This window comes from Kitasatospora sp. NPDC093806 (genome assembly GCF_040683335.1).
Taxonomy (GTDB): domain Bacteria; phylum Actinomycetota; class Actinomycetes; order Streptomycetales; family Streptomycetaceae; genus Kitasatospora.
Genome location: NZ_JBFBDO010000006.1, coordinates 106,372 through 124,293 on the forward strand (window position 1 = coordinate 106,372; position 17,922 = coordinate 124,293).

Genomic DNA, 17,922 nt, shown 5'->3' on the forward strand with positions numbered 1-17,922 from the left:
AGTGTGTCCCGTTACGTTCCTCCCATCACTGACCGACCAACTGGGAGGAGAGCGGCCGTGGCGTGGGTGGAAACGGGTGCGGGTGGCTATCAAGTCGCCTTCGACGAAGAGGGCAAGGTGGTCTGCCGCAATGCGGCGGGCCGTCTGCTGAAGGCCGTCCCGCCGAAGCTGAACGACGATCCGGTGGTCGCCGGGCTCCGGCAGCTGACCGAGTGGCTGGCCGCGCACCGGCGCGGCTGCCTGGAGACCGTCGAGCGGTGGATGGTCCGGTCGCTGCCCGTGCCCGCCGCGGTCGTCACCGCCGTCTGGGCCGACGAGGCCTGGCAGGAGGTCCTGCGCGACCTGGTGGTCACCGGGCCGGACGGCGCCGTCGCCGGCTTCCTGCGCGGCGCCGACGCCGAGCGCGGGATCGGCCTGGTCGACCTCGACGGGGACACCGTCCGGCTCACCGACGGCGAGCTGCGGATACCCCACCCGGTGCTGCTCGCCGACCTCGACGAGTTGCGCGAGTTCGCCGTCGAACTCGGCGTCTCCCAGCAGGTCCAGCAGCTCTACCGGGAGGTCTGGCCGCGGCCCGACACCGTCACCGGCACCGAGGTCGACACCTACGCCGGCGGCCACTACGGCGCGCTGCGCGACCTGCTCGGGCGCTGCGCCCGGCTCGGCTACCGGGTCCGCGGCGGGCACGCCGTCCTGCCCGTCGTCGAGGACGGCCGCGCGCTGGAGGCCCGGGTCTGGGTGGGCGACTACTACGAGTACGACGAGTGCGAGACGGGCGCGCTCAGCTGGACCGGACCGGACGGCAAGGTCCTGCCGCTGGCCGAGGTCGGACCGGTCGCCTGGTCCGAGGGGATGCGGATGGCCGCCGCACTGTACGCCGGCCGCACGATCGAAGGGGAGGAAGCCGCATGAGCACCACCGGATCCGCGCAGGACGTCACCGTCCCGGACGCCGACCGTCCCGAGCAGGACCGGCGCAGTCGCGAGCTGCACGAGCTGCACGAGCGCCTGCTGGACGCCGGGGCGGTCCTGCCGCCCGGCACCCTGCCCGACGCCGGCGGGCCCGACAGCGCCGCCGACGTCCTCACCGCCCGCGGCTACCACCACCCGGCGCTCGACGGGCGCCGCGTCGTCCGCCTGGTGCCCGCCGCGCTCGGCCCCGCCGAGGACGCCGCCGTCGACTTCCTCGGCCTCGTCCCCGCCGACGAGCCGGCCGAGGTCGGCCAGGTCCGCCAGGAGGCGCTCGGCTTCCCCGCCTGGGCGCTGGTCAACGACCCGGCCAACGGCCACCACGCGCTCGCCCTGGTCAAGGAGATGGAGCGGCTCGCCCGCCAGGCCAAGTCCAAGCCCGGCCACGCCAAGGACGGCTTCGAGGAGCTCGCCCGGCGCCTCGGCCGCGCCGTCCCGCACTTCCTGCCCACCTACTGCGAGCAGGTCGGCCGGATCTTCCTCGAACAGGGCAACCAGAGCTACGCCGGCACCTACTTCGGCAAGGCCCGCGAGGCCGAGCGCACCCACAACCTCACCGTCGACGAGGAGCGGCTGCGCGCCGTCTTCCTCGAATTCGCCCTCGCCGGCGCACTCACCGTCAAGGCCCTGCGCCAGTACGTCAAGGAGCTGAGCGGCCGGCTCGACCCGCTCACCGCCTGGCAGCGGTTCCGCCAGCTGTGCACCGAGCGCTCGGCCGCCGGGATGGCCCCCTACGCCGGGGTCGCGGAGGACGCCCGCGCCCTGCTCAAGGCCGCCGGCCTGGACCGCGACGAGCACGAGCGGGCGCTGCTCGCCGAGCTGCTCGCCTCACCCGCCGTCAACCGGGCGCCCGGTGCCTTCTGGAAGACCTGGCACACCGCCGTCATCGAGCTCGGCCGCCAGGACGCGGCCGTCCGCGCCCGGCTGCTGGAGATCCTGCCCGACCCGGCCGGCACCGGTGTCGACCGCAACGCGCAGGACGCCGCCTGGCTCGCCGCGCTCGCCGAGTGCGGCGCCGAGCGGCTGCTCACCGACCCGGCCACCGCCACCGCCACCGCCACCGCTGACACCGCCGACACCGAGGGCGCCACCACCGTCTCGGCCGCCGACTGGCTCCAGCGCTGGACCGGCCACCTCGGCCGCGGCTGGCGCACCCACGGCATCAGCGCCGAGACCACCGCCCTGGCCGCGCGGATGACGGAGCGCCTGCGCACCGACGGCGTCCCCGTCGACCTCCTCACCGGAGTCCGCCGCAGCGCCACCCAGCTCGACCTGCTGGACCTGCTGCTCGCCGCAGGCGTCCCGGTCGCCGACCCGGCCCCCGGCCACGGCTTCGACCTCAAGGACTGGGTCGCCGCCTCCGGCCCCGACGGCCGCACCCTGGCCGCCCTCGCGGCCGACCCCCGCTTCCGGCCCGCGCTGCGTGCCGCCGTCCCGGCCGTCTGGGACGCCGCCGAGAGCCGGGGCCCGGCCGCCCTGCCGGTGCTGCGCGAGCTGTTCGTCGAGTGGTCCGACGCGCGCGTCGAGGAGCTCGTCGCCGCCCGCGGTCTGGCGAGCGCCGACGCCCTGCTGCGCGAGCTGAGCGGCAGCCGCACCGGCATCCGGAAGGAGAACCCGGCCGCCGCCGAGCGGATCGCCCAGCTCGACGTGGCCGGACTGCTCGCCCGCACCCTGCGCGGCGGCATCCTCGACGAACTCGGCTGGCCCGCCCTCGAAGAGGCGCTCGCCCGGCTCGGCGTCGAGCGCAAGGCCGCCCCGGGTGTCGACTCCGGCCACTCCCTCCCCGAGGGACTGCTGCTGCAGGACGCCTGGCCGCACCTGATCCTCGCCCTCGGCAACCAGGTCGTCGTCGCCGGCCCCGAGGGCATCGTGCTCGAACACACCCTGCGCGTCCCCGACAAGCTGGAGAGCTGGCAGCGCCCCCGGTTCCGCTTCGTCGACGGCGAGCTGCTGGTCGCCTGGTTCCGCGAGGGCAGGCAGCACGCCTACTGGTCCGGCCGGCCCGCCGAGACCTTCCAGCTCGGCGGCGAGACCATCGCCCGCTACTACGGCGGCGGCGACGAGACCGGCGAGCCGTCCCTCCCGCTGCCCGGCGGCGGCCGCAGCACCGGCGAGCGCCCGCTGCACGTCGGCGACACCCGGATGCCCGAGGAGCACCGCGTGCTCGGCGACGGCACCGGCCACTGGACCGTCCGGTACGGCCGGGGCGGCGGCGTGCTGACCGAACTCGACCCCGCCACCGGCACCCTGGGCCGCACCGCCGAACCGCCCCGGATCGCCGCCTCCGCGGCCGCCGGCCGGCTCGACCTCGCCCACACCGCGCTGTTCCCGCTCCAGCCCGGCCTGGCGGACACCCCGCTCGGCACCGACGGCACCGTCCTCGGCAACTGGGCCCGGATCGACGGCGACCGCGTCACCACCGGCACCGCCGACGGCACCACGCTCGTCCTCACCCGGTCCGGCGCGGCGGGCGGCCGGCGCCGGACGATCCCGGTCGGCCGGCTCGCCCTGCCCGGCGGTGCCCACCCGGTGCTCGTCGAGCTGCCCGGCGAGCGCCTCGGCCTCGCCCTGGCCATCGACGCCCCCGTCGACGCGGCCACCGCCCCGACCCCCGGCGCCCCGACCCCCGGCGCCCCGACCACCAGCGCCCCGACTACCGGTTCCCCCACCGTCGTCGGCACCGACCCGACCGGTGCCACCAGCGAGGTGCAGCCCTGCCGCCCCGGCGGCCCGACCGCCGCCGGCACCGCCCTGGTGCCCCCGCTGTCCCACTGGCACAGCCTGCGCCCCCGCGACGAGGCCGGCTCGCACCTGCTGCGCGCCGTCACCGGCGACCAGGCCGGCCGTCTGATCGACGCCGCCTGGCCGGCCGACGCCGAACCCGTCCCCGCCGCGGAGCAGCGCTGGATCACCGTCCAGGGCGTTCGCCGACCGGTCGTCAGCAGCGGCAAGGCCGAGGAGGAGCTCCCGCTCGACGCCGTCGCCGAGATCCTGCCCGGCATCGGTGACCGGCGACTGCTCGCCGGCGTCACCGGCCTCGCCCGCACCGCCGCCGGCCTGCTCGACCGGGTCGCCCGCTACCTCCCGCAGCCCGAGGCCGAGCGCAGCGGCGCCAACGGCGACGCCGAGGAGTACGCCCACCGCCCCGAGCACGGCACCGACCACAACCTCGGCGAGGCCGTCGGCCTCCCGCTGCCCGGCGTCGGCGGCTTCGGACGCGGCTGGCAGCGGGGCGCCCACTACCGGGTGATCAACAACCTCCGGGCCGTCACCACCCTCCTCGCCGAGCCCCCGACGGCCACCGGCGAGGGTTGGACGAACCCGGCCCGCATCCCGCTGCACGGCGAGGACATCCACCACGGCTGGCTCCACCTGCTCGGCCGGCTCGGCACCATCGCCTACACGGCGGCCGCCCCGCTCACCCCCGACGAGACGCGCGCCACGCTCGCGCTGCTGCTCACCGAGCTCACCGCCGGACCGCTGGCCGACCGCGGCGCCACCCTGCGCGAGCTCACCCTCACCGAGCCGCTCACCGATCCGACCGCCGGCGACGGCAAGCACGAGCAGCGGGCCGGCCAGGTCTGGCGGCACGGCGACCGCACGGTGGTCGTCCTCGGCTGCCGCCGCCACCAGGACGACAAGGCCCACTGGCTCGCCGTCGACCACGACCCGAGCGGCCGGTTCGGCCCGATCGCCCACTTCGGCACCGCCGAGGAGCGCGGCACCGAGGAGACCCTCACCGCCGACTGGGTCGCCCGCTTCACCACCCTGCTCGCCGAGCGCGGGGCCATCTCCCACCGCGTCGACCGCGCCGCCGACTTCGGCGCGCGCACCGGGATCGGCGCCACCCGCGCGACCCTGCTGCTCAGCCCCACCAGCGCCCTCGCCCAGTGGTACGGCACACCGCTGCCCGCCGAGACGCTCAAGGAGTACGGCCTCAAGTCCGGCGAGGCCAAGGCCGCCCGCGACTGGCTGCGCGACCGGGACCGGGCGGTCCTCGCCGACACCTGGGCGGCCCTGCTCCCCGCCGACCCCGAGTCGCTCTGGACGGACGGCCCCGACACGGCCGCCGGCGCGGCGCGCTGGATCGACCGGTTCGGCCCGCTCGTCACCCTGCCCGCCGAGGCCCAGGCCACCGTCAGCGGTGCCCGCATCGGACCCATCGAGGAGATCCTCAACGTCTCTCGGACCCCCTGGCTCAGCCGCACCACCCGCCACCGGCTCCGCCCCGACGAGGACAACGGCGGAGCGTTGCGCCTCGCCCCCGACGACCCGGCCGCCCTGCCCGTCGGCAGCGCGTTCGCCGGCGCCGTCGCCGCCCTGCGCTGGCTCGCCTACCACCTGCCCGAGCGGAGCCCGCTGCGCCCGCTGCTCCCGTCGGCCGCCGCCGCGCTGCGCACCCGGCTCGCCGACCCCGAACTGCTGCTGCCGTGCGAGTACTACGGCTCCAGCAAGGAGGAGCCGGTCTCCCAGGTCCTGCGCACCCGCTTCGGCCTGCCCGCCGAGGGCGGTGCCGACGCGGACGGGCTGGTCCGCTGCGGCGAGGCGCTCGTGCTGTCGCCCGGCCGCGACGGGACGGAACGGATCTGGCTGCGGCCGGCCGGCCTCACGGGCGCCGACGACCCGGTGCTGGAACTGCTCGACGGCATCTCCGGCAACTGGTGGTTCACGGGCCAGCGCTCCGCCATCGAGGTGATCCTCAAGGGCGAAGTGGACCGGCTGGTAGCCCCGCCCGCCGACCTGCCCGCCACCCCGGACGGCGCCGACTCCGCAGACGGTGCCGAGACCGCCGAGTACTGGCCGCACCACCCGCTGCTCAGCGTGCCGGAGCTGGTCACCGAGGCCGCCAAGGCCCACGGGCTCGGCGAGGACGCCGCCGTGCTCTACCTCCAGCTGCTCGCGCTGCCCGACCCGACGGACCGCAACGTCGCCCGCTGGACGGGCTGGAAGCCGGCCCGGCTGAAGCAGGCCCGCGCCGAACTCGCCGCCACCGGGCTGGTCCTGGAGGCCAAGCGGGCCCGGGCAGGCCGCACCCTGTTCCTCCCCGGCGGCTGGCAGGAGGCCAAGTCCCCCGGCCTGCCCGCCGAGATCTGGAAGGCCGGCCTCTACGAACTGCCCACCCACCACGCCGCGCTGCCGCACCTCGCCGTCCCGGAGCTGTTCACCCGGGCCTGGCAGCGCGTCACCGACGGGGACGCCCCCGGCTTCGAACAGCTCCAGACCGGCAAGCGCAGGAAGGCCCGCCGATGACCACCACCGCCCCGACCACGGGCACCGACCCGACCACGGGCACGGCCCCGAGCACCGCCACCGGCGGCGGGCCCGCCGCCCGGCAGGTCGTCCCGCCCGAGGAGAAGTACGCGGCCGAACTGGAGTTCCTCGCCGCGCACGACTCCGGACCGCGCCCGCCCGGCTGGCGGCTCACCCCGCGCGCCGTCGTCACCTTCGTGATGGGCAGCGGCGGGGAGAAGCTCAAGGCCGGCCGGAAGAGCCTGGCCATCGAGCAGAAGTTCGTCGGCGAGCGGGCACTCGTCGAGCGCTGCGTCGTCACGCTCGCCGGCGAGCGCGGCCTGCTGCTCGTCGGCGAGCCCGGCACCGCGAAGTCGATGCTGTCCGAGCTGCTCGCCGCAGCCGTCTGCGGCACCAGCGCGCTGACCGTCCAGGGCACCGCCGGCACCACCGAGGACCAGCTCAAGTACGGCTGGAACTACGCCCTCCTGCTCGCCAAGGGCCCCAGCCGGGAGGCGCTGGTGCCGTCGCCGGTGCTCACCGCGATGACCGGCGGCGCGGTCGCTCGGGTCGAGGAGGTCACCCGCTGCCTGCCCGAGGTCCAGGACGCCCTGGTCTCGCTGCTCTCCGAGCGGCGGGTCGCCGTCCCCGAGCTGGCCGGCACCCCGGACGCCCAGCTGCACGCCGCCCCCGGCTTCACCCTGATCGCCACCGCCAACCTGCGCGACAAGGGCGTCAGCGAGATGTCCGCCGCGCTCAAACGGCGGTTCAACTTCGAGACGGTCGGCCCGATCGGCAGCCTCGACGCCGAGGTCGAGCTCGTCCGCCGGCAGTCCACCGCCGCCGTCGCCCGGGCCGGAGCCGCCTACGCGGTGGACGACGCGGTGCTGGAGGCGCTGGTCACCGCGTTCCGCGACCTGCGCACCGGCCGCTCCACCGAGGGCTGGGACGTCGAACGCCCGTCGACCGTGATGAGCACCGCCGAGGCCGTCTCGGTGGCCACCGCCCTGGGCGTCTCCGCCGCCTACCTGCCGGACGGCGGCGACCTGCTCGGGCGGCTCCCCGGCCAGCTGATCGGGGTGGTCCGCAAGGACGACCCCACCGACGCGGCCCGGCTCCTCGGTTACTGGGACGGCCCGGTCCGGCGGCGCGCCGAACAGGGCGCCGCCACCTGGCGCACCCTCTGGGACCTCCGCTCCGCCCTGGAGAGCTGACTCCCTGCCACCCGGGCCGTGCCGCCCACCCGGCGGCACGGCCCGGACCCGAACGACCGAACCCGAACGACCGAACCCGAACGACCGAACCCGAACCTCCGAACCCGGATGACCGACACCCCGAAAGGTGAACAGATGAGCAGCGCGGTGCCGCCCGGCGGGGTGGCCCTCGGCCCCGACGACCCGCGCGGGCTGGTCGAGACGGAGGCGGCCCGACTCGCCGCATCCGGGCTCGACACGCCCGGGCCCTACCTGATCGGGGTGCGCCACCACGCCCCCTCGCTCAGCGCCGTCGTGCCCGCCCTGCTCGACGCGGTCGAGCCCGAGGTGCTGCTGGTCGAGCTGCCCGCCGAGTTCCAGCCCTGGCTCGACCGGCTGGCCGACGAGGCCACCCACGCGCCGGTCGCCCTCGCCGCGGCTCCCGCCGCCGACCGCGCGGGGGAGGACGGCACCGAGACCGGCCAGGGCACCGCCGGGCTCGCCTTCTACCCCTTCGCCGACTTCTCGCCCGAGCTGGCCGCCCTGCGCTGGGCCCGCCGCAACGGTGTCGAGACCATCGCCTGCGACCTGCCGCTCGCCCTCCGCGACCAGTACGGCCACCGCGACCGGGAAGCCCCACCGGCCGGCCCCGGCGTGGCCGACGTCCTCCGCCACCGCCTCACCGGACGCGACGACGACGAGGACCTCTGGGACCGCCTCGTCGAGACCGCCGCCCCCGGCTCCACCCCCGAGGCCGTCCGGCGCGCCGCCCTGCTGGTCGGCTGGGCACTGCGCCGCGACGCCGAGGACGGGCCCGGCGTCGACCCGTACGACCTGCGGCGCGAGGCCTGGATGCGGGACCGCATCCGGCAGGCGGGCGCGGACGGCCGCCGGGTCGCCGCCGTGATCGGCGCCTTCCACGCCCCCGCGCTCACCCCGACCGGCCCGGCCGACGACCCCGCCGAGCCCGCGGCCGACCCCACCGCGTCCGACGGCCACGTCATCTCGCTGATCCCCTACACCTACCCGCTGCTCGACGCCCGCTCCGGCTACCCGGCGGGCATCCGCGACCCCGAGTGGCAGCACACCGTGCTCGACGCGGCGGGCGACCCGGACCGGCTCGCCGAGGCGCTCACCCGCACCGCCGTCCGGATCAGCGAAGCGCTGCGCGGCCAGGACCACCCCTCCGGACCGGCCGACGCCCGGGAGGTGGTCCGGCTCGCCGGGGACCTCGCCCGGCTGCGCGGGCTCTCCGTCCCCGGTCGCGGCGAACTCGTCGAGGCGGTGCAGACCGTCCTCGCCCAGGGCGAACCGCTCGGCCGCGGCCGAGCGGTGGCCCGCGCGCTGGAACGCGTCCTGGTCGGCACCCGCACCGGCCGGCCCACCCCGGCCGCCCCGCGCAGCGGCCTCGCCCCCGCCGTCGAGCGGCTGCTCGCCGACCTCGGCCTCCCCGGCCCCGACGACACCGCCGAGCCCACCCCGCGCGACCTCCGGCTCGACCCGCTCCGCTCGACCCTCGACCGGCGCCGCGAGCTCCTCCTGCACCGCCTCACCGCCTGCGGCGTCCCGTACGCCGAACCGGTCAGCACCACCGGCGCGGGCGGCACCGAGACCCTCACCACCCGCTGGCGGGTCCGCTGGACCCCGGCGGTCGCCGCGATGCTGACGGTCGCCGGCACCCGGGGCGTCACCCCGGCCCAGGCGGCCGAGGGAGCGCTGCGCGAACGGCTGCGCCGCGAACGGCAGTCGGACGGCCCGACGGCCCGCGAGGTCCTCCAGGGCCTGGCCGACGCCGCCGCCTGCGGGCTGCCCGCCCTGGCCGACACCCGCCTCGCCCAGCTCACCGCCGTCCTCCCCGGCACCGGCACCCTCCCCGAACTCCTAGACGCCCTCGCCCTCCTGGACCGCCTCACCACCACCGCCCGGCATACCCCCAGCATGCCCGCCGGGCCAGCCGGCTCCGCTGAGCCTGCTGAGTCCGCCAAGCGCACCGGGCCGACTGAGTCCGCCGATACCGCTGACACCGCTGACGCCGTCGACCCTGCCGACCCTGCCGACTCCGCCAAGCCCGCCGGGTCTGCCGACCCCGTCTACCACGCCGAGCTCGCCAGGCCTGCCGGGCCGACCCGGTCGGCTGTCGACGAGGCGCCGTTCGTGGTCGCTCTGGTCGCTGCCGGGGAGGTGGTGACGGCGGCTGCGGTGCGGCAGTTGGAGGGGCTGGGCGGTTCCGACGATGCGGCCGATGCGCGGGCGCTGGTGGAACTGGCGCGGCGGGCCGACCTCTCCGGAGGCGTGCGACTCGGCCATGCCCTCGCCGAACTCGCGGACAGCGGCAGCCCGTTGATCCGGGGTGCGGCCGGTGCGGTCCGGGTGCTGCTCGGACAGGAGGAGCCGACGGTGTTCGGCGCCCGGGCCGCCTCCTGGATCGACGGGGCGACCGGCCCCGAGGTCCGGCACGCCCTGGGGCGGTCGCTGGCCGGGCTGTTGACGGCTGCCGAGGGCTTGTTCGCGACCGCCCCCGAGGTGCTCGAACCGGTGCTGGAGCGGGCGGTCGCGCTGCCGGACGACGCCTTCCTCGACCGGCTGCCCGCGTTGCGCGGAGGCTTCGACACGCTGAGCCCGGCCGCCCGAGACCGGCTGCTACTCTTGGTCGAGGAGCGCCTCGGCACCCGACTCGACACGCTCCCCGACGAGGTGCCACCGGCCCTGCTCGCCGAATGGACCCGCGCCGACCTGGCCGTCCGCGCCGCCCTCGGCCGCCGCAGGCTGCTCCCGGCTCTCCCGGCTCTCCCGGCTCTCCAACCGGAAGCGGCAGCGCGCACGCCCACCCCCAGGCCCACCCCCACTCCCTCCCCAACCTCGACCCCCACCCCCACCCCCTCGCCCGGCCACGCCCTCGGCCCGGCCGAGCGTTGGCGGCTGCTGCTGGGCCGACCGGGCAACGGCGGCCTCGGTGGCCGGGCCGCCCGCCTCGCCACCGCACTCGACGAGCTGTACGGGACGGGGCACGGCGAGGGCTCCGGCCCCGGCCTGGACGGGCGGGGCGGCGCGGGCGGCAACCGGGGCGGGCGCGAGGCGCCGTACCCGGGGGTGCGCGAGTGGTCCGAGGAGCTGACCGCCCTGTTCGGGCCGGGCATCCGGGAGGAGGTGCTGGCCGCTGCCGTCGCCCGGGGGCGGAGCGACGCGCTGGAGGCGATCGATCCGGGCGCCGTCCGCCCGTCCGTCGACCTGCTGCGCACCGTCCTGGAACACGCGGGTGGCCTGCCCGAGGCCCGGCTGGCCGGTCTGCGGCCGTTGGTCCGGCGGCTGGTCGACGAGCTGACGCGCGAGTTGGCGACCAGGCTGCGCCCGGCGCTCACCGGCATCAGCGTGCCGCGCCCGAGCCGGCGTCCGGGCGGCGGCCTGGACCTGCACCGGACCATCCGGGCCAACCTCGCCACCGCCCGCCCGGCCGCCCCGGACCCGGCCTCCCAAGACCCGGCCGGTGGGACCGACACCGGCGCGGGCATGGTGATCGTGCCGGAGCGGCCGGTGTTCCGGACCAGGGTCCGCAAGGCCTCCGACTGGCGGCTGATCCTGGTCGTGGACGTCTCCGGCTCGATGGAGGCGTCGACCGTGTGGGCGGCGCTGACCGCGTCGATCCTGGCCGGGGTGCCCTCGCTGAGCACCCATTTCGTGGCCTTCTCCACCGAGGTGGTGGATCTGACCGACCGGGTGACGGACCCGCTGGGCCTGCTCCTGGAGGTCCGGATCGGCGGCGGTACGCACATCGCGGCCGGGCTGAAGTACGCGCGGGAGCTGGTGACCGTGCCGTCCCGCACGCTGGTCGCGGTGATCAGCGACTTCGAGGAGGGCGGCCCGGTCGGCGGGCTGTTGACGCAGACCCGGGCGCTGGTCGACGCCGGCTGCCATGTGCTGGGCTGCGCCGCGCTGGACGACACCGGGACGGCCCGGTACTCGAAGGCGGTCGCGGGCCAGCTGGTCGCGGCCGGGATGCCGGTGGCGGCGCTCAGCCCGCTGGAACTGGCCCGCTGGGTGGGGGAGAAGGTCCGATGACCGAGGCGATGACGGGGACGGCGACGGAGATGGGAACGGGGACGCAGGCGGCCTGGCCGGCCGTCCGGCCGGAGGTGGTCGCCGAGGTGGTGGCCGGACTGTCGGCACGGCTGCAGAAGCGCCTGGACGCCGCGGCCGCCAAGCTGGCCGGCCGGCCGGTGGAGCGGGTCGGCGAGGAGTGGCGGATCGCGGTGGACGAGGAGGCGGTGCTCGTCCTGCACGCGCCGGGTGGGGTGGTCGCCGACCAGTCCGACGTGCGCTGCGGCTGCCTGTTGGCGCCCGCCTGCGTGCACCGGGCGGCGGCGGTCACGGTCTGCCCGCTGGCCGACCCGGACTCCCCGGACTCCCCGGACTCCCCGGGCGCGGCGGCACCCGAGGCCGCCGGCGCCCCGGCCGCTCTCACGTCCGCTTCACCCACCGCCCACCGCGCCGCCGACCCCGCCGCAGCCCCGGCCGATGGGGCGCCGGTCGCGGACGTCCTCACCGCCGCCGAACGGGCCGCCGTCGGTCAGCTGCACCGGGCGGGCGCGGCCGTCCTGGCGGCCGGAGTGGGCGGTGCGGGGGCCGTGCTCCAGGCGGAGTTGCTGCGGGCGGCGCACCGGGCCCGGCTGGCCGGGTTCCACCGGCCGGCGGCAGCGGCGGTGGCGGTGGTCACCCGGGTGCGCGCGGCCAGGTCGGGCGAACCGGACCACCGGCTCGCCGACTTGGTGGCCGGCCTGCGTGAACTCCTCGCCCTCACCACGGCCCTGGCGACCGTCCCGACCACCGCTCCCACCACCGGGGCTGCTGCCGAAGGGCCGACCGTCGCGGAGCTGCGCGGAGTGGCCCGGCAGGCGTACGCGCCGGCGGGCGGACTGCGGCTGTACGGGCTGTTCGCCGAGCCGGTGCTGACGGCCACCCACGCGGGGGTGCTGACCTGGGCGGTGGACGCGGGCGGCGGGCTGCACACGATCGCCGAGATCATGCCGCACTCCGACGCCACGGAGGCGGCCCCGCAGGCGGTCGGGTCGGGGAACCGGGTGATCCGGCTGGGCGATGCCGCGCTCAGCCACCGCGAGTTCACCCGGGCCGGACTGGCCGTGCAGGGGGCGACCCGGTCGGCGTCCGGGCGGCTGGGAGCGGGTGCCTCGGTCCTGGCGGTCCGGGCGGCGGGGGCGGCGTGGACGGCGGAGCCGCTCGCGGGGCTCTGGGCCGAGCCGCCGGCCGCCCAGGTGGAGCGGGCGCTCGCGGCCGAGGCCCTGCCGCCGGAGGCCCGGCCGGCCGGGAGCGACCTGATCTTCCTGGACGTGACGCTGCTGGGGGCGGTCCCGCGCGGACCGGGCGGGGAGCCGCGACTGCTGGCGGAGTGCGGTGGGGCGGTGGTGGCCTTCCGGGCCGCGCACGACCACCCGGGGCTGGCCCACCGGGCCAACCTGGCGCTGCTCGCCACCGCCCCGGGCCTGCGGCTGCGCGTGATCGGCCGACTGGAACGGGCGGCCCACCCGGAGCTGCGGCTGCTCGCGATCGCCGAACTGCCCACCGCCCCGGACCAGTCGCCCCCCGCCCCGGCCTCACCCGCCCCACCGGCACCGTCGCTGGCCCTGCCCGCCGACCGGGCGGGCCGGGTCAACCTCGGCCTGGAGCGCCTCCAGACGGCCGACCTCACCTTCCCGCCCTCGCCGTCCTCGCCCTCCACCCCCTCCACCCCATCCGCCCCGTCCGCCCCATCCACAGCCACCTCCGGCACCCCGGCCACGGCAGGGGAGCCGGAGCGCCCCACCGCCCCCGTGCACCTGCTCACCCGCCGGGTCGAGCAGGCCGTGACGGGCGGCCGGGCGGCGTTGGCGCTCGGCGCGCGGACGGCGGTCGGCACGCGGTCGGTGGAGGAGGACCGGTCCCGGCTACGGTCGGCGGGACTGGTGACCGGCGCGTCGCTGCTGGACGGGTTGCGCGCGGCGGCGGTGGACCAGCCGCGGGACGTCTTCGGCCGGGTGGTCGCGGAGGACCACGACGCCTTCGCCGCCGCCTGGCTGGCGGCGGCCTGGTACGAGGAGGAGCTGGCCGCGGCGCTGTGCGCGAGTGCGTGGTCCGCCGGCGCGACCGAGGCCCGTCCGGCCCGGACAGAGAACTCATCCCACCCATAAGGAGAAGTACTTGCACAAGCAGGTAAGCAGCGCCAAATGGCATACTTGAACAACGTAAGACGTTCGACCGGTTGTCGTACCGCCCTCGGTCGGCGGCCGTGACGACCTGCGCAGAAAGGCGAGCCATGGGTATCCAGGACGATGCCGCCGAGATCCGCGCGAGCGGCTGGCGCACGCTCGCCGCGCTGCACGGGCTGATCGACTCGGCGTTGGAGAAGGCCCTCCAGGCCGAGCACCGGCTCTCGGTGGTCGAGTACACGGTGCTCGACGCGCTGTCGCGGCAGGACGGTTGGCACATGCGGATGCAGCAGTTGGCCCGCGCGGCCGCGCTGAGCAGCAGCGCGACCACCCGGCTGGTGAGCCGGCTGGAGGACCGGGGCCTGCTGAGCCGCTACCTCTGCGCGGACGACCGGCGCGGCATCTACACCGAGCTGACCCCGCAGGGCCGCGAACTGCTCGCGGCCGCGCGGCCGCTGCACGACGTGACCCTGGAGGCGACGCTCACCAAGGCCGCCGACCTCCCCGAGCTGGCGCCGCTGGTCCGGTCCCTGTACGAGCTGGAGCTGACCCCGGCGGCCCCGGTCAAGGCGCTCTGAGGGCTCCGGACCCGCCTCCTAGGCCGGGTTCACGGACGCGTGGCGAGCGCGTCCTGGTGGACCCGGTCGAGGAGCGCGAGCAGCAGTTCCTTGCTCGACGCGCGCTCCCGGACGTCACAGAGCACCACCGGCACGCCGGGGTCGAGGTCCAGGGCGCGCCGGACGTCGTCGGGGGTGCAGTCGCGGCGTCCGTGGAAGCAGTTGACGCCGATGGCGAACGGGATGCCGCGCTGCTCGAAGAAGTCGACGGCCGCGAAGCTGGACTCCAGCCGGCGGGTGTCGGCGAGCACGATCGCCCCGAGCGCGCCGAGGGCCAGGTCGTCCCACATGAACCAGAACCGGAACTGGCCCGGGGTGCCGAACAGGTAGAGCACCAGGTCCTCGCGGATGGTGATCCGGCCGAAGTCCATCGCGACGGTGGTCGTGGACTTGCCCTGGACGCCTTCGAGGCTGTCGACCCCGATGCTGGCGCGGGTCATCCGTTCCTCGGTCTGGAGCGGTTCGATCTCGCTGACCGAGCCGACCATGGTGGTCTTGCCGACGCCGAAGCCGCCGGCCACGAGGATCTTGACCGCGCCCGGCACCAGGCTCTGGGTCGTCACGTCGGGTCTCCTGGGAGGGAACTGAACTGGGAGGGAACTGAATGGGAGGGAACTGAACGAGGGCAGGAAACGACAGGGACGGATCGAGCGGTGGGGCCACTGCGCTGCTTGCGCCGCTGCACCACCGCGGCACGACGCCGGTCAGGTCAGAGCCGGCGGACGCCCTCGATCACGGCCTGGATCAGCGAGATGTCCGGGGCCTCGGCGAGCTGGACGGGTGCCCGGGTGAGGATCATCCGGGCCTCGGCGAGGTCGTCGAGCAGTACTTTGACCACGCTCACCGGGAGGTCCAGGCTGGCCGCGATCTCGGCCACCGCGAGCGGGCGTTCGCGGCAGAGGTCGAGGATCGCGGCCGGTTCGGGCGTCAGCCGGCTGGTGTCCGTGCGCGGGTCGGCGGTGACCACCAGGGTGATCAGCGCGAAGCCGTCACGGACCGGGCCGGTGCGCCCGTTGGTGATGGCGTAAGGGCGGACCAGATGGCCCGCGTCCTTGTCGAAGAACCAGGCCTCGTCGGCGTCGACGGTCACGCACCGCCACCTGCGCCCGCCAGGCCGGCGTCGCTGCGCGGCGCTGCCGTGAGGTACTGGCCGACCTGCTTGACCAGCATGTTGATCTCGTAGGCCATGAGTCCGGCGTCGACCGCCTCGCTGGTGAGCACGGCGAGGCGGGCGCCCTGGCCGGCGGTGGTGACGAACAGGAACAGCTGGTCCATCTCGATCACGGTCTGCCGGACCCGGCCGCCGTTGAACCGGTGACCGGCGCCGCGGGCGAGGCTCTGCAGTCCGGAGGCGACGGCCGACAGGTGCTCGGCGTCGGCGCGGTCCAGGCCCTGGGAGAGGCCGACCAGCAGGCCGTCCTCCGAGAGGACGATGGCGTGCCGGGTCTCCGGGACCCGCGCCACCAGCTGGTCCAGCAGCCAGTTGAGGTCGCGCTGGGTGTCGGTGTGCTGCGTCATCACTGCTGTTCCTTAGCTGCGGAAGGTGCGGCCGGCGCGGGGGGAGCTGCCGGTGCGTCCGAGTCGGGGGCCGCCGCCCGGGCCGTGCGGGTGCCGCGCTGGATGGCGGCCATGGTGGCGCGCGAACGCTGCGGCGAGGCGTCGTCCACGGGCCGGCCGGCGGGCTGCCCGTACGGGCCGGGGCCGGTGAGGCCGCCCGCGCCGGGCGGTCCGTACGGAGCGGGGGCGGCGGGCTGCCCGTAGGGCCCCGGCTGGCCGAACGCCGCACCGGGCGCGTGGGCCTCGCGCAACTGCTCGGCCAGGCTGGCGTTGCGGACCCGCTGGGGCAGGACGCGCGGGGTGCGCAGTTCGCCGTCGGGGCCGTGGTCCAAGGGGGCCTCCTCGGCGCGCTGGTGCGTGGGCGTTCCGGAGCCGTCGGACGACACCTCGGCCTCCGCCCCGGCCGGGCCACCGTCAGCGGCGGCAGCGGCGAGCGCTCCGTCCGGGCCCGGTCCGCCGGCCGACTCGTCGTACGGGCGGGGCAGGGCGGGCCGCGGGACGACCACCGCGCCCGGCAGCCCGGGGATCGGGGAGCCCACCGGCAGGCCGCCGTTGACCGTCGGGTCGTCCTCGGAGCGCGAGCCGCCCATGGGGTAGCGGGCGAGCAGTTCCCCGATCACCACACTGCCGTCGAGCGTCCCGCCGTCCGCGGCCCCGCCGAGCAGGCCTCCATCGAGCAGGCCTCCGCCGAGCAGACCCCCACCGGGCGCCAACAGCTCCGCCACCGGGCCGCTCACTCCGGAACCAACCCCGGCACCAACCCCGGAACCAACCCCGGCACCAACCCCGGAACCAGCCCCGGCACCCGCACCCGTCCCGGTCGCCTCCGGAGTCGGCCCGCTGCCCAGCAGCCCGCTGAGCACCCCGGCCAGCGCGCCCGACAGCTCCTCGTCGATCTCGCCGAGGTCCGCGTCCGGCCCGGTACCCGGCAGCGGCTCGGGCACCGGGGTCCGGGTGACCCGGGCGCCGGCCGGCAGGCCGGGGAGGGAGGCCGGCTGCTCGGGCTGCTCCAGCAGGAGCGCCGGCACCAGCACCACGGCCCGGGTCCCGCCGTACGGCGAGGGCCGCAGGGTGACCTGGATGTCGTGCCGGGCGGCGAGCCGGGCGACCACGAAGAGGCCGAGCCGCAGGTCGTCGCCGAGCGCGGAGACGTCCAGCTCGGGCGGGTTGGCCAGGTAGTCGTTGAGCCGCTCGTACTCGTCCTCGCCCATGCCGAGGCCGCGGTCCTCGACCTCGACGGCCAGGCCCTTCGGGACCTCCTGCGCGGAGACCTGCACCTGGGTGTAGGGCGGGGAGAAGGTGGTGCCGTTCTCGATCAGTTCGGCGACGAGGTGGATCACGTCGGCGACGGCCTGGCCGCTGAGCGAGGCGCGGGGGACGCCCTGGACGACGACGCGGGCGTAGTTCTCGGTCTCGGAGACGGCGCTGCGCAGCACGTTGACCATCGGCACGGCGTTGCGCCAGCGCCGGGCGGGCAGGGCGCCGCCGAGGATGACCAGGTTCTCGGCGTTGCGCCGCATCCGGGTGGCGAGGTGGTCGACGGCGAACAGTTCGCGCAGCAGCTCGGGTTCCTCGTGCTCGCGCTCCAGGGCGTCGAGCATGCTGATCTGCCGGTGGATCAGGATCTGGGTGCGCCGGGCGATGTTGAGGAAGACCTTCTTCGTCCCCTCGCGTCCCTGCGCCTGGTGGATGATGGCGGCGACGGCGGCCTGCCGGACGGCGGCGAGGCCGTCGGAGGTCTGCTGGAGCTCGTCGCCGATCCGCCGGGGCGGCGCCCAGGCGGGCGGGGTCGGGAGCGACTCGCCGGCCTGGAGGCGGCTGACGACCTGCGGGATCTCGTGCTGGGCGAGCACCAGGGTGTCGGAGTGCAGGCCGGAGATCCGGGCCGGGACGGTGCGCGCGAGGCGGACGCCGCGGATCAGGCTCCAGAGCAGCACGACGGCGACGACCGCGCTGCCGCCGTACAGGGCGGTGCGGTCTCCGGCGTCGCGCAGCAGGTAGGCGGCGTAGCCCCAGGCGGCGGCGAGGCCGAGGGAGGGGACCAGCGCGAGTGCGAGGAGCGAGCTGCGGAGGGAGCCGGACCGGCCGGCGCGGTGGCCCGTGCGGGGGGCCGATATGCCTGGCATCTGATTCCTTGTAGCAGGGCTGAACGGCGAGTGGC

At 76.4% G+C, this 17,922-nt stretch carries 10 protein-coding genes; 6 read left to right on the top strand and 4 right to left on the bottom strand.

All coding sequences use genetic code 11. The annotated features are described in order from the left end of the window. Positions 1–66: 66 nt before the first annotated feature. From AB0N76_RS06455 to AB0N76_RS06480, 6 genes are all read left to right on the top strand, one after another. Positions 67–912 (top strand): DUF4132 domain-containing protein, encoded by an 846-nt coding sequence (locus tag AB0N76_RS06455; protein ID WP_363553829.1) that lies wholly within the window; start codon positions 67–69, stop codon positions 910–912. Beyond that, positions 909–6,218, top strand: coding sequence for a hypothetical protein (locus AB0N76_RS06460; protein WP_363553767.1), 5,310 nt, complete (start codon positions 909–911; stop codon positions 6,216–6,218). Before AB0N76_RS06455 ends, AB0N76_RS06460 begins: the two co-directional genes overlap by 4 nt. Next, positions 6,215–7,411: an AAA family ATPase gene (locus AB0N76_RS06465; RefSeq protein WP_363553769.1), complete on the top strand. Its 1,197-nt coding sequence runs from the start codon at positions 6,215–6,217 to the stop codon at positions 7,409–7,411. The genes AB0N76_RS06460 and AB0N76_RS06465 overlap by 4 nt, the downstream gene beginning before the upstream one ends. A 135-nt stretch (positions 7,412–7,546) precedes the next feature. After that, positions 7,547–11,446, top strand: a complete 3,900-nt coding sequence (locus tag AB0N76_RS06470; RefSeq protein ID WP_363553771.1) for a DUF5682 family protein — start codon at positions 7,547–7,549, stop codon at positions 11,444–11,446. Next, positions 11,443–13,569: a hypothetical protein gene (locus tag AB0N76_RS06475; protein ID WP_363553773.1), complete on the top strand. Its 2,127-nt coding sequence runs from the start codon at positions 11,443–11,445 to the stop codon at positions 13,567–13,569. Before AB0N76_RS06470 ends, AB0N76_RS06475 begins: the two co-directional genes overlap by 4 nt. A gap of 125 nt (positions 13,570–13,694) precedes the next feature. Beyond that, a complete protein-coding gene (locus AB0N76_RS06480; protein WP_363553775.1) occupies positions 13,695–14,165 on the top strand; it encodes a MarR family transcriptional regulator in 471 nt (156 codons plus the stop codon). Between the two features lie 29 nt (positions 14,166–14,194). Here the strand turns inward: AB0N76_RS06480 and AB0N76_RS06485 are convergent, their stop codons facing one another. From AB0N76_RS06485 to AB0N76_RS06500, 4 genes are all read right to left on the bottom strand, one after another. Next, positions 14,195–14,767: an ATP/GTP-binding protein gene (locus tag AB0N76_RS06485; protein ID WP_363553777.1), complete on the bottom strand. Its 573-nt coding sequence runs from the start codon at positions 14,765–14,767 to the stop codon at positions 14,195–14,197. A gap of 146 nt (positions 14,768–14,913) precedes the next feature. After that, positions 14,914–15,294 (bottom strand): DUF742 domain-containing protein, encoded by a 381-nt coding sequence (locus AB0N76_RS06490; RefSeq protein ID WP_363553779.1) that lies wholly within the window; start codon positions 15,292–15,294, stop codon positions 14,914–14,916. Further along, complete coding sequence (locus AB0N76_RS06495) at positions 15,291–15,722, bottom strand: roadblock/LC7 domain-containing protein (RefSeq protein WP_363553781.1); 432 nt, start codon at positions 15,720–15,722, stop codon at positions 15,291–15,293. The genes AB0N76_RS06490 and AB0N76_RS06495 overlap by 4 nt, the downstream gene beginning before the upstream one ends. Continuing rightward, complete coding sequence (locus tag AB0N76_RS06500) at positions 15,722–17,887, bottom strand: ATP-binding protein (protein ID WP_363553783.1); 2,166 nt, start codon at positions 17,885–17,887, stop codon at positions 15,722–15,724. The genes AB0N76_RS06495 and AB0N76_RS06500 overlap by 1 nt, the downstream gene beginning before the upstream one ends. Positions 17,888–17,922: the final 35 nt, after the last annotated feature.

Coding starts and splice junctions, on each gene's coding strand:
- AB0N76_RS06465 (WP_363553769.1), top strand. CDS start 6,215: ATGACCACCACCGCCCCGACCACGGGCACCGACCCGACCACGGGCACG.
- AB0N76_RS06495 (WP_363553781.1), bottom strand. CDS start 15,722: ATGACGCAGCACACCGACACCCAGCGCGACCTCAACTGGCTGCTGGAC.
- AB0N76_RS06500 (WP_363553783.1), bottom strand. CDS start 17,887: ATGCCAGGCATATCGGCCCCCCGCACGGGCCACCGCGCCGGCCGGTCC.
- AB0N76_RS06480 (WP_363553775.1), top strand. CDS start 13,695: ATGGGTATCCAGGACGATGCCGCCGAGATCCGCGCGAGCGGCTGGCGC.
- AB0N76_RS06460 (WP_363553767.1), top strand. CDS start 909: ATGAGCACCACCGGATCCGCGCAGGACGTCACCGTCCCGGACGCCGAC.
- AB0N76_RS06475 (WP_363553773.1), top strand. CDS start 11,443: ATGACCGAGGCGATGACGGGGACGGCGACGGAGATGGGAACGGGGACG.
- AB0N76_RS06470 (WP_363553771.1), top strand. CDS start 7,547: ATGAGCAGCGCGGTGCCGCCCGGCGGGGTGGCCCTCGGCCCCGACGAC.